Source organism: Sunxiuqinia indica, assembly GCF_009847015.1.
GTDB classification, from domain to species: Bacteria; Bacteroidota; Bacteroidia; order Bacteroidales; family Prolixibacteraceae; genus Sunxiuqinia; species Sunxiuqinia indica.
This window is the reverse complement of the sequence record NZ_WVEM01000004.1, coordinates 61,004-73,527: the sequence shown is the minus strand read 5'-3', so window position 1 is coordinate 73,527 and position 12,524 is coordinate 61,004. Positions and strand designations below refer to the sequence as shown.

The window sequence follows — 12,524 nt, the reverse complement described above, 5'->3', positions numbered from 1 at the left end:
GTTCTATGTGTTGCCTTAAAAAGTAAACAACGATAAGCACATGAAAATATTTTTGATTGGATATATGGCCTCAGGGAAATCAACCATAGGCCGCAAGTTGTCGCAAGAGTTAGGTGTACCTTTTATCGATTTGGATAAATACATTGAGGAGAAGTACTTTAAAACGATTCCCCAGATTTTTGAGCAGGAAGGAGAAGGTGCTTTCCGTAAAAAGGAGCAGACGTCTTTAAAAGAAGTTGCCGAGTTTGAAAATGCAGTAATTGCAACGGGTGGTGGTGCTCCCTGCTTTTTTGACAATATGAATGTGATGAATCAATCCGGGCTTTGTGTCTTTTTAGATGTTGATGCTGAAGAATTGGCCAGTCGGTTGATGCAATCTAAAACAGAACGTCCGTTGATCAAAGGAAAGTCGCCGGATGAATTGGTTGATTTTATTGAAAGTATGATGGCTAAACGTCGACCGTTTTATGAGAAGGCCAAATGCATACTCAAAGGGAAAGATATTCAGGCCGAAGATGTCATTGCAGAAATGGAAGGTGAAAAGTGAATAAGTTGGAGATTTGTGCGTTGGCTTCGGGGAGCAATGGGAATTGCTACTATATAGGAAATGAAACCGAAGCCTTGCTGATTGACGCCGGCTTGTCGGCCAGACAGCTGCAGGTACGTCTGGCCGAAAAGCAGATCGATCAATCGAAAATAAAAGCCGTTTTAATTACACATGAACATAGCGATCATTGTCGTGGAGCAAGGGTCTTGAGTAAACGACTTCACCTTCCGGTTTACCTCACGAAAAAAACTTTTTTGGCGATGCGCAAAGCAGTTCGGCCAGATACCCCAAGATGGTTCGAACCAAATTTTGAATTTCAATTGGGCGAATTCTCCGTTTTCCCATTTACCAAACAGCACGATGCTGCTGATGCCTGTTCATTCCGAATTTCGTATGCAGGCAAGCATGTTGGCGTAATGACTGATATTGGTGAAGCTTGCGAAAAAGTGAAAAGTGAGTTTGCCAAATGTCACGCTGTTTTTCTGGAAAGCAACTATGATGAAGAGATGCTAAAGAATGGTCGGTATCCCTATCATCTCAAGCAGCGTGTTGCGTCGTCAATTGGGCATTTGTCAAATGATCAGGCTTTTGTACTTTTGAAGGAATTTGCTGGTAATGAGCTGCACACCATTCTTTTAAGTCATATTTCAGGAGAAAATAATACTCCTGAAAAAGCTTATAGTGTATTTGAGTCATTAAAGGAGCAGTACCGGATTGAGCTGACATCGCGGCATCGGGCAACAGAGATCCGCTCAGTATAAATTTGCTTTTTTTCAGAATGTATAATTCAAAAAGAATTGCCATCCTCTGAAGTCCAATGAACTGCTGCTTCTCGCAATCTCTATGGAATATCTCCCTTCCAGGCTCCAGTGTTTAATGGGATGAATGGAGAGACCGGCTAAAAGACCAAGCGGCACTTTTTCTAAGCTTCCTTCCTGCGCGGTATATAGATTATTTGTGTGGTTGTATTTAAGCTCATGACTTAGCCTGAACCCGATTTGCCCTCCGGAATATATGGCAAGCTGTTTGATCGGTTGGACCTGGATGAAAACGGGGATGTCAAAGTAGCTGCCTTTCGCTTTTACTTCCCAGGAATCTCGATAGGGCTCTTCAAAGGCTTTCTTTACAAAGAGGAATTCAGTCTGAATAGATATAAATTTATACACTTTAAAATTCGAAGCTGCTCCGAATTGGTACTTCCCGATCGGGTCATCAAATTCATAGTTAGAATAGAAATAATTTGGACCAATTTTAAATCCAAATGTGCTATTTTGAGCTGATAACGATGTTGTTAAGAGTATTAATAGGAGTGTGCTAAGATATACTTTCATGAAAAATGGTAATGGAGTAGTCTGACTCTCTTGCATTTCGAGGAGCTGGATTTTTACTTAGTCTAAAGGTAATTGAATTAAATTATTTCCTATGTATTGTGAAGTAGTTTGCACTGGTTATAAATAATTGCTGTAACCTAGAGATTGCTGTGTAAACCATAAAAAAAGCCTGACCGAAGCCAGGCTTTTAATAATACAAGTAGTGAAAATATCGTTAATTGAAGGAGCTGACTTTTAAAGTACCCGCTCCAATCTCAGAATTAGTCTACTTTAGTAACGTTCGTTGCAATTGGACCTTTGTTTCCTTGTCCAACTTCAAATTCTACAGTCTCGTCTGTTTCCAGACCAGCGTAGGCATCGACTAAACCAGAACGGTGAACAAAGATATCTTTGTTGTCCTCGGTTAGGATAAATCCAAAACCTTTGGTTGCGTCATACCATTTTACAGTACCTTTCATAATCAACCTCCTGAATTAGTAGTTTGATCTGAAATTGTTGTCTCTACGGCCACCACCGCCGCCGTAACCGCCGTTACCACCGCCACGGCTGTTGCCGCCACGGAAGCCACCGCCACCACGATTGTTGTCTCTCTTTTTCTCGATAGACTCATTAACAACCATAGAACGTCCTTCGACTTCTGCGCCATTCAATTCTTCAATGGCTTTTTTAGCTTCTTCTGCGTCAGGCATTTCAACGAATCCGAAACCTTTACTTCTACCAGTGAATTTATCAGTGATCAATTTTACTGAGCTTAATTCACCATACTCCTCAAAAATTTCACGCATATCATCTTCAGTAATTGCGTAATTGAGGTTTCCTACAAAAATGTTCATAATAAAAAAATAAAATATGTGAGCGACAAATGTAGACTATATTTTACGACAAAAAAAATTAATTGAGCAAAATAAATGAATTATTTGTCCTTTTTCTTTGTGTTGGAAATCAATTAAAAAGACAAGGTTATGACTGTGTCAGCTCAATGTTGGTGTATGATTTTACGATGTCGCGAAGGTTGTAATTCGAAGCCATTACCTCACCGTAAGCACCCGCTGAATGGATGGCAAGTAGATCGCCGCGTTTTGATCCCGGCAAGTCAATTCCTTTTGCAAAAACATCAGTGCTTTCACAAATCGGACCTACAACATCATAAGTTTGATGTGGCAGCTTCGACGTGAGGTTGCTAATTTGGTGCTCTGCCTGGTAAAGCATCGGACGAATGAGTTCAGTCATTCCAGCATCAGTAATCAGGAATTTGATGTTTAGCCCTTCTTTGACATAGAGGACTTTGGTAATTAAATGTCCGCACTGCCCAACAACTGATCGGCCTAGTTCGACATGCAGTTCCTGATTTGGCTTTAATTTGAGGTGATCGTTGAAAGCTTTGAAATAGGCTTTAAAATCAGAGAGTGGATTTGACGTTGGATTTTCGTAATCAATTCCCAGGCCTCCGCCAACATTGATGTGCTGCAGGTTGAATCCTTGATCTTCGAACCATTTCGAAATGGTATTGATTTTCTGACTCAGTTCCTGGAATACGCTGATGTCGGTGATTTGTGAACCAATATGAAAATGTAGTCCGGTGAGTTTGATGTGATTAAACGATGGGATCAACTTGCTAAGTTTTTCAAAATCCCAGTGGTTAACTCCAAACTTGTTTTCGTTTAAGCCGGTTGTAATATACTTGTGTGTTTTTGGATCAACGTTTGGATTGATGCGAATGGCTATTGGGGCAATCTTGCCCATTTTTCCTGCCAGTTCGTTGATGACTTCAATTTCGGGAATTGATTCGCAATTAAAACTGAAAATTTCGTTTTGCAGAGCTGTTGTTATTTCCTTATCTGTTTTCCCAACGCCGGCAAATGCTATTTTAGAGCCAGGAACTCCATGAGTCCTGGCTTTTATAATTTCATTTCCACTAACACAATCAGCTCCTAAATTCTGTGAAAAGATTGTCTCCAGTACCTTGTCATTTGCATTGGCCTTTACCGCATAGTGAACATGATAGCCATACTTTTCGCTTTCGCTTTTAATTTTCGACAATGTTTTGTGCAACAAATCCAGGTCGTAATAATAAAACGGAGTCTCCAGCTTTTGAAACTGGCTGATTGTTTTTGGATCGATCATTTTAATTTTCCAACAGGTTATCACTAATAGCCTGAAGCGTTTCTTGCTTGTGATTTGTTGAAACCAATAGGGAAATATTATGACGGCTTCCACCATATGAAATCATACGGATGGGGATACCTTCCAGTGCGTCAAATACTTTTGCAGCAAAACCACGCTCTTCGGCAATGATATCACCAACAATGCAAATGATGGTTTGGTTTTCATCAATTTGAACTTCACCATATTCTTTCAATTCCTTGATAATATCTTTCAGTTTTCGGGTGTTGTCAATGGTCAGTGAAACGGCAACCTCCGAGGTCGAAATCATGTCAATCGGTGTTTTGAAGAACTCAAAAATTTCAAAAACGCTTTTCAGGAAACCATAGGCCATCAACATTCGATCCGACTTGATTTTGATGGCAGTGATACCATCTTTTGCAGCAACTGCCTTAATTCCGCTGCCGCTGGTTTCTGATGTGATTAAAGTTCCACTGTCAGTGGGGTTCATGGTATTTTTCAGGCGAACCGGGATGTTGTGTAATTTCGCAGGAAGTACCGTTTGGGGGTGTAAGATTTTTGCTCCAAAATAGGCCAGCTCAGCTGTCTCATCAAACGAAAGCTGTTCGATCTTTTTGGTGTTGTTAACATAGCGGGGGTCGTTGTTGTGAAACCCGTCAATGTCGGTCCATATTTGTATTTCGTCAGCTTCAATTGCAGCGCCAATCAACGAGGCTGTGTAGTCTGATCCACCACGTTGAAGGTTGTCGATCTCCTCTTTTTCGTTACGGCAAATAAAGCCTTGGGTAATGTAGTAATCAGCTTCGCCAACCTCTTCCAGTACTTTTGCAATGTTGGTTTTTATCGCTTGTAAGTCGGCTGCTTTTTCCTCGTCAATCCGCATGAAATCAAGTGCAGGAAGCAATTTCGTTTTATGGCCATTTTCAAGCATTAGTTGGGTGAAGAAAGCGGTTGAAATTAACTCACCCTGAGCAAGAATCGTCTGCTCTTTTATTGGGCCAAATTTACCGTTGGCTTGCTTGCGTATCGTGTCAAAACTCTTTTCAACGATTTTTAGGCCTTCTTGTTTGCGGGTGTCAGCTTCAAAAAGCTTGTCAACTATCTTTTTGTATTTGCTTTCAAGTCTGCCGATTTGCGAACGGGCAACGTCTTTATTTTTTTTGTACAGATAATCAGAAATTTCAACTAAAGCATTGGTTGTTCCTGACATGGCAGAAAGCACAACCAGCTTTTTCTCTCCATCAGTAATCAGTTTCATAACTGCGTTCATATTTTCAACATTTCCAACTGATGTACCACCGAATTTTAAAACTTTCATGTTTTGAGCTTTAATCTTTTAACGTATTTTTTCGAGGCACAAAGATTAAAAATTTTTGCTAATTTATAAAGCCTTGCGCTAAGCGATATGAATATTTATTCATTATTCTTGAATTAATATTAATTGATGGCCGGTTGAACTGGATTTTGAAGGACAGAGCATTCAAATTAAAAAAGATGGGTGAGGTCAATCGGTTTAGTCCTTAATATTCTATTTTAGATTTCACTGTCTTTCGAGGTGTTGTAGAATATCTTAATTATTTGTAAAATACTCGTTAAATTTGGAGTGAAAATATTTTTGTGGATGTCCAAGTCTCTTCTCAAGAGATTTATGTGCAGCTAGGGGTGGATGCACGGACATCCACTTTTTTGTCGATATCCCAGTTGTTTTCTTTCTAGAAATTTCCAAAAATTGCATGCTTCTCCGAATTGAAATAAATCGTAGAGTAAATGTGAAAGCCTTCGCGGTTAGTTAATAATTTCCGTTCCATGTAGAGTACCGGGTCGCCTGTTTTTATTTTTAAAAGCTGGCTGACTGTTCCGGTTGCCTTTATTGCTTTTAATTTCTGTGTTCCTCCTTTTATTTCAATTTGATAGCCTGTTCTTAAGATGTCGAAAAGAGATTTGTTTTCGAATGTCCGGCTGGTAAAGCGTGGTAAATTGATGTTTGGAATGTGGTTGATGTCGTAAAAAACCGGTTGCTCATTCACAAAGCGTAAGCGTTCCATGTAGATGCAGCCAAAATCTTTTTCAGCTTCGGTGAGATCGAAATTGAAAGGCACTGGCCACGCTTTTATTTGAGGTTTCTGTATTATTTGCGTTCGCAGGTATTGTTTTCCAATGGCCGAAGAAGTTCCTGAGATCGATAGGATTCCAATATCCTGCGGTGGTTTTTGTACAATACTACCCTTTCCTTGTTTTTTCTGAATAAATCCATCTTGCACTAAAGCTTCCAGCGCATGTCTAACAGTAGGTCGGGTCATGCTGTGGACGGCACAAAGTTCATTTTCTGATGGGAGTAAACTTCCTTCCTCGTAAACTCCTGATGCGATATGCCGACGCAGGGTTTCGTACAGTTTTTTGTATTGCGGTATTTTATTTTCTTCAGTCATATGTTTCGTAATGATGATCAAAAGTAAGAAAAAATATTAATTTTAAATTGCCAACTTGTAAATACAAGTTATAAAATGTAAGTTTACAATCCAATTTCGTAAAAGTGTTGTGAAATCTAGTTTTAAGAGTGCTTTTAGGAAGGTTGGATTTTATGTAATGTATTAACAAGTGAAACTAATATACTATGGCTATTCCGGTAATTATGCCTCGTCAGGGGCAATCTGTTGAGACTTGTATCATTGGAGAATGGTATAAGCAAGTCGGTGATCAGGTGAAGACAGGCGATATCTTGTTTTCGTATGAAACCGACAAGGCTTCGTTTGAAGAAGAAGCCAAAGAAGATGGCGAATTGTTGGCTGTTTTTTATGAGGAAGGAGATGAAGTTCCTGTGCTAATTAATGTTGCTGTTTTAGGAAAGAGTGGCGAAAGTGTTGAAGAATTTCGTCCAGATGGTGATTCAACTGAAGGATCTTCAGTAGAACAGGAGGAGGCTCCTGCTGCATCAGATGCCACACCAGCAAAAGAAGAAAAAGCAGTGGTGCTGGATGAGAAACCTGAAGGTAAAATACGCATTTCTCCTCGTGCCAAAGTGATGGCTGAGAAAATGGGGGTGCCTTACGAGAAAGTAAAAGGTTCAGGCCCCCATGGACGAATTATTGCTCAGGATGTTGAAGCTGCGTCAGAGTCAATTCCTAAATTAACTCCGCTGGCTAAGGAAAAGGCGCAAGCTGAGAGCCTGGAGCCTGCTAAAGAAACAACCGGCTTAGGTGGACGTGCGAGCGCATCTGATCTTATTTCATACAATCCGGTTTATGGCGATGACTTTGAAGTGAAGAAATTGACGAACATCCGTAAGTTGATTGCTAAATCAATGCATCAGTCGCTGCAAAATTCAGCTCAGTTAACACACCACATGAGTGCTGATGCCCGCCAAATTATGGCATTGCGTAAAAGCTTTAAGAAAAAACTGGAAGTTGGAGAGGTGTCTCAGAATATTACCATCAACGACTTGGTTTGTCTGGCAGTAATCAGGGCATTAAAGAAGTATCCGCAAGCGAATACGCATTTTATAGGCGACAGCATGCGCTGGTTCAAAAAAGTGCATTTGGGCTTGGCGGTCGATACGGAGCGCGGATTGATGGTTCCGGCGGTTAAAAATGCCGATGACCTCTCGATCGAAGGCCTTTCGTCTCAGTTAAGCACTGTGGCTGGAAATTGCCGAAAAGGGAGTATTGATCCCGAATTGTTGAAACCTGAAGCAGCTAGTTTTACGGTTTCCAACCTTGGTAATTATGGTGTCGAAATGTTTACACCTGTCATCAACCTTCCCCAAACAGCAATTCTGGGTGTTTGTACGATTGTTCCTCGTCCGAAAGATTTGGGTGATGGTGTCTACGGTTTTGTTCCAATGATGGGGCTTTCTCTAACCTATGATCACCAGGCGTTGGATGGTGGTGAAGCGACGCTGTTCTTAAGAGAGATCAAAACTCAAATTGAAAACCTGTCAATTTAGATATTCGGATATCGGATATTTGGATTGACGGACTTCATTCGACTTGGTTTGGAAATTTCAAAATCTGATGATCTGAGAATCCAGCAATCTAAAAATCTAAAAGATAATGAGTAACAAGTTCGATATAGCAATCTTAGGCGGTGGTCCCGCCGGATATGTTGCAGCCGAGCGCGCCGGAGCAAAAGGAATGCGTGTAGTAATTTTTGACAAAAGAGCGTTGGGAGGAGTGTGCCTGAATGAGGGCTGCATTCCTACCAAAACGCTTTTGAACTCTGCCAAAGTGTTGGAGAATGCCCACGATGCAGGCAAGTACGGGATCAATGTGGGCTCCGATATCTCTATCGATTTTGGGAAAATCATGAAGCGTAAGGATAAAGTGGTCCGCAAACTGGTTTCCGGTGTTGGCGCGAAAATGAAGCACGTAAAAGCCGAGGTCGTGATGGCTGAGGCCGTTATTAAAGAAAAGCGGGCTGATGTGATTACACTAACTGCTGACGGAAAGGACTACCAGGCCACCCGTTTGTTGATTTGCACCGGTTCCGAAGCCGCGGTTCCTCCCATTCCGGGCTTAGACAAAGATGTGGTGACGACCAATCGCGAAATTCTGCAATTGAAAAAATTGCCCGAGAGTTTAGTGATTATTGGAGGCGGTGTTATTGGAACTGAGTTTGCCGATTTCTTTAACGCGATGGGAACGAAGGTAACGGTAATCGAAATGTTGCCCGAGATCCTGACCGGAGTGGATGAGGATATCGCTGCGTTTGTTCGCAAGGACTTTACCAAACGGGGAATCGATTATCATCTGAATGCAAAAGTAACCGAACTGAGAGGCAAAGAAGTTATTTTTGAAAAAGCGGGAGAAGTCTTCTCGATAACCGGAGACGAAGTGCTGCTTTCGGTTGGACGGAAGGCGAACGTTGCCGGAATTGGCTTGGAAAACATTGGTGTGGAATTGGCTCGAAACGGAATTAAGATCGACCAACATTGTCGCACGAACGTGCCCAATGTCTATGCTGCAGGCGATGTTACCGGCTTCTCGTTGTTGGCTCATACCGCCAGCCGTGAAGGCGAAGTGGCCGTTAACCACATGCTTGGGCGTAAGGACGTGATGCGCTATAATGCCATTCCGGGAGTTGTTTATACCCACCCTGAAATTGCAGGTGTAGGCTTAACTGAATCAGCCGCCAAAGCGAAAGGTATTGAAGTGGAGACCCGTCAACTACCAATGGCTTATGCCGGGCGTTTTATTGCTGAAAATGAAGGTAAAGATGGATTCTGTAAAGTCATTGTCGGGAAAAAATATAAAGAGATACTCGGAATTCACATGGTCGGCGGAGCCTGCTCCGAAATGATCTGGGGAGCCTGTGCCTTAATCGAGGCCCAACTTCGCGTGCAGGATGTAGAGGAGATTGTTTTCCCACACCCAACAGTAAGCGAAATCATCAAAGAAACGATATTTCAATTCTAAATAGTTTCAAGTTCGAAATTTCAAATTCCAGATTATGGCAACCATTGAGCGTTTTGAAGATTTAAAAGTTTGGAAGGCAGCAAGGGAATTTTGTAAAGAAATTCATCAAATGACAATCCACGATGACTTCTCAAAAGATTTCAAGTTGGTCAGCCAAATTAAAGCGTCTTCAGGTTCAATCATGGATAATATTGCTGAAGGGTTTGAGCGCGATGGGAACAAAGAATTCGGACAGTTTTTGTCCTTTTCAAAAGGTTCATGCGGTGAATCACGTTCTCAGTTGTATCGAGCTTTGGATAACGGATATATTTCTAAAGAAGAATTTGATCAAGCTTATGCTCATGCTTTAGAAATAAGCAAAATGCTAAGTGGATTCATGACTTATCTGAAAGAGTCGGAGCTGAAAGGAAAGAAATTCAAGTAATCACCCAACCCAATTTGAAACTTGGAATATGAAATTTGGAACTTATCGGGAGAAGTGAAACAGAAGAAATTAAAAGCGAAAAATTTAAACACATACAAAGATGCCAAAAGTACAATTTATTGATCCAAAAGATGTCAGGAAAGCTGGAGAAGTAACCTTCAACCCAATTCCTGTCAATCAATACAACAAAAGTATTGAGGAGGAGAAAGCGAATTTCTCGAAAGAAGATTTTCTCCGTATTTACCACGACATGGCCGTTATTCGTGAGTTTGAAACCATGTTGAATGAAATCAAAATCAAAAGTGAATACAATGGTGTGGCTTATAACCATCCGGGACCTGCTCACTTGTCAATCGGACAGGAAGCAGCCGCAGTGGGGATGGCTTACACGCTGGGTGTTGAAGATTTCATCTTCGGTTCGCACCGTTCACATGGCGAAATCCTGGCTAAAGGATTATCGGCCATTCACAAACTGAGTGACGAGCAGCTGACAGAGGTCATGGAAAATCACTTCGATGGTAAAACCTTCGCTCCGGTGAAAGCTAACTTTAAAGGAACCACCAAGGAACTCGCCATTCGCTTCCTGATTTACGGAACATTGGCGGAGATCTTTGCCCGGGAAACCGGCTTCAACCGTGGCTTGGGTGGATCAATGCATGCCTTCTTTACACCATTCGGCGTATACCCAAACAACGCCATTGTAGGAGGATCGGGTGACATCGCCGTAGGTGCGGCGCTCTTCAAAAAGGTGAATCGCAAAGACGGTATCGTGGTTGCCAACATTGGTGATGCTTCTATGGCTTGCGGTCCGGTTTGGGAAGGTTTGGCCTTTGCTTCCATGGATCAGTATACCCAATTGTGGGAAGGTGATATGAAAGGTGGCTTGCCGCTGATCATCAACATCATGAACAACCAATACGGAATGGGCGGACAAACCTGTGGAGAAACCATGGGGTATGATATTGCTGCCCGTATTGGCGCCGGAGTTAACCGCGACCAGATGCACGCTGAGCGTGTGGATGGTTACAATCCATTGGCGGTGATTGATGCCTACAAACGCAAGCGTGAAATTCTGAAAGAAAAACGCGGACCGGTATTGTTGGATATCTTGACTTACCGTTTCAGTGGTCACTCGCCATCCGACGCTTCTTCGTACCGTTCAAAAGAGGAAATTGAAGCCTGGCAAGCGGTTGATTCGATCATCTGGTTTGGTAAAGAACTGGTTGACGCCGGAATTGCCACACAAGATGAACTAAGCAGCATCAATTCAGGCAATACAGACCTGATCACCTGGGGATTGAAATTAGCGATCGACGACAAGGTTTCGCCGCTGATGGATATGGAGAAAAATCCTGAATTGATTGGTGAAATGATGTTCTCCGACTCTCCGGTTGATAGCATGGAAGCAGGCCGTGAGGCAGAAGTGAACCATCCGTTGGAGGAAAACCCACGCGTGAAACAATTGAAAAACAAAGAGCGTTTTGCCTTCGACAAAGACGGCAAGCCTTTCTCAAAAATTAAGCAATACGGTTTGCGCGATGGCTTGTTCGAGGCCATTGCTGATCGCTTTTATAAAGATCCGACCTTGATAGCCTATGGTGAAGAAAACCGCGACTGGGGAGGCGCTTTTGCCGTATATCGTGGACTAACTGAGGCTTTGCCTTATCATCGCCTATTCAACTCACCCATTTCTGAGGCTTCTATTGTTGGTACTGCCATTGGTTATGCCATGTGTGGTGGACGGGTGATTCCAGAAATCATGTATTGCGACTTCCTTGGTCGTGCAGGCGACGAGGTGTTCAACCAGTTGCCGAAGTGGCAGGCCATGAGTGGTAACGTGATTAAAATGCCGGTGGTGATCCGCGTATCCGTAGGTTCGAAATACGGTGCACAGCACTCCCAAGATTGGACGGCACTGCCCGCACACATTCCGGGGCTGAAAGTTGTTTTCCCGGCTACTCCGTATGATGCAAAAGGCTTGATGAACTCGGCACTTCAAGGAACTGATCCGGTGATTTTCTTCGAAAGCCAGCGGATTTATGATATTGGTGAGCAGTTCCACGAAGGTGGCGTGCCTGAAGGTTATTACGAAATTCCTTTTGGTGAGCCGGATGTGAAACGCGAAGGAAAAGATGTAACCATCCTGAGTATCGGAGCCACACTATACCGCGTGTTGGAAGCTGCTGATCAGTTGCAGGAAAAATATGGTATGAGCGCTGAGGTAATTGATGCCCGCTCTCTGGTGCCATTCAACTACGAACCCGTAATTGAATCCTTGAAGAAGACAGGGCGGATCGTCATTACAGGCGATGCTACTGCCCGTGGTTCTTTCATGAAGGAAATGGCTTCTACAATTACCGAGCTGGCTTTTGATGAGCTGGATGCTCCACCAGTGGTCGTTGGTTCGCGTAACTGGATTACACCTGCTTACGAGTTGGAAGATGCATTCTTCCCGCAAGCTGAATGGATCATCGATGCGATTCACGAGAAAATTGTTCCATTGAAAGGACATGTCGTGAAAAGTAACTTCACCGAACCAGAACAAATTCGCCGTAACAAATTAGGCATCTAATTTTTCTCTCTTCTATATATAATTTATAAAGTCCCTTGCTCCTGACGGCAAGGGGCTTTTTGTTTTTTATAACAACAGCTTACGGATTTGAGGTACAATCGTACGGTAGCGGAGG

General features: G+C 42.5%; 12 protein-coding genes. 6 read left to right on the top strand and 6 right to left on the bottom strand.

The genetic code is table 11. From position 1 onward, the window contains the following. The first annotated feature begins 40 nt into the window (after nucleotides 1-40). Together GR929_RS07350 and GR929_RS07345 are read left to right on the top strand one after the other, a co-directional pair. The gene (locus tag GR929_RS07350; protein ID WP_159518364.1) at nucleotides 41-547 is read left to right on the top strand and encodes a shikimate kinase; all 507 of its coding nucleotides are present in this window, start codon (nucleotides 41-43) and stop codon (nucleotides 545-547) included. Further along, complete coding sequence (locus GR929_RS07345; protein ID WP_235934136.1) at nucleotides 544-1,308, top strand: MBL fold metallo-hydrolase; 765 nt, start codon at nucleotides 544-546, stop codon at nucleotides 1,306-1,308. Before GR929_RS07350 ends, GR929_RS07345 begins: the two co-directional genes overlap by 4 nt. 12 nt (nucleotides 1,309-1,320) lie before the next feature. Here the strand turns inward: GR929_RS07345 and GR929_RS07340 are convergent, their stop codons facing one another. The 6 genes from GR929_RS07340 to GR929_RS07315 form a co-directional block, all read right to left on the bottom strand. Continuing rightward, nucleotides 1,321-1,878 (bottom strand): outer membrane beta-barrel protein, encoded by a 558-nt coding sequence (locus GR929_RS07340; protein ID WP_159518362.1) that lies wholly within the window; start codon nucleotides 1,876-1,878, stop codon nucleotides 1,321-1,323. Between the two features lie 260 nt (nucleotides 1,879-2,138). Beyond that, a complete protein-coding gene (locus GR929_RS07335; RefSeq protein ID WP_159518360.1) occupies nucleotides 2,139-2,336 on the bottom strand; it encodes a cold-shock protein in 198 nt (65 codons plus the stop codon). A gap of 15 nt (nucleotides 2,337-2,351) precedes the next feature. Then, a complete protein-coding gene (locus GR929_RS07330; protein ID WP_159518358.1) occupies nucleotides 2,352-2,711 on the bottom strand; it encodes an RNA recognition motif domain-containing protein in 360 nt (119 codons plus the stop codon). 127 nt (nucleotides 2,712-2,838) lie between these two features. Beyond that, on the bottom strand, nucleotides 2,839-4,002 hold the full coding sequence (gene lysA, locus GR929_RS07325) for a diaminopimelate decarboxylase (RefSeq protein WP_159518356.1): 1,164 nt from the start codon (nucleotides 4,000-4,002) through the stop codon (nucleotides 2,839-2,841). A gap of 1 nt (nucleotide 4,003) precedes the next feature. Beyond that, entirely contained in the window at nucleotides 4,004-5,320 is a 1,317-nt protein-coding gene (locus GR929_RS07320) for an aspartate kinase (protein ID WP_159518354.1), read from the bottom strand. A 394-nt stretch (nucleotides 5,321-5,714) separates the two neighbouring features. After that, nucleotides 5,715-6,431: a GntR family transcriptional regulator gene (locus GR929_RS07315; protein WP_159518352.1), complete on the bottom strand. Its 717-nt coding sequence runs from the start codon at nucleotides 6,429-6,431 to the stop codon at nucleotides 5,715-5,717. 185 nt (nucleotides 6,432-6,616) lie between these two features. Here GR929_RS07315 and GR929_RS07310 point away from each other — a divergent pair, with 185 nt between their 5' ends. The 4 genes from GR929_RS07310 (at nucleotide 6,617) to GR929_RS07295 (ending at nucleotide 12,409) form a co-directional block, all read left to right on the top strand. Continuing rightward, nucleotides 6,617-7,945 carry a dihydrolipoamide acetyltransferase family protein gene (locus GR929_RS07310; RefSeq protein ID WP_159518351.1) on the top strand — a complete coding sequence of 443 codons (1,329 nt, stop codon included), beginning with the start codon at nucleotides 6,617-6,619 and terminating at the stop codon, nucleotides 7,943-7,945. A gap of 106 nt (nucleotides 7,946-8,051) precedes the next feature. Further along, nucleotides 8,052-9,413 carry a dihydrolipoyl dehydrogenase gene (gene lpdA / locus GR929_RS07305; protein WP_159518349.1) on the top strand — a complete coding sequence of 454 codons (1,362 nt, stop codon included), beginning with the start codon at nucleotides 8,052-8,054 and terminating at the stop codon, nucleotides 9,411-9,413. A 34-nt stretch (nucleotides 9,414-9,447) separates the two neighbouring features. Next, a complete protein-coding gene (locus GR929_RS07300; protein ID WP_159518347.1) occupies nucleotides 9,448-9,837 on the top strand; it encodes a four helix bundle protein in 390 nt (129 codons plus the stop codon). A 100-nt stretch (nucleotides 9,838-9,937) separates the two neighbouring features. Further along, nucleotides 9,938-12,409 (top strand): alpha-ketoacid dehydrogenase subunit alpha/beta, encoded by a 2,472-nt coding sequence (locus GR929_RS07295; protein ID WP_159518345.1) that lies wholly within the window; start codon nucleotides 9,938-9,940, stop codon nucleotides 12,407-12,409. Nucleotides 12,410-12,524 lie beyond the last annotated feature (115 nt).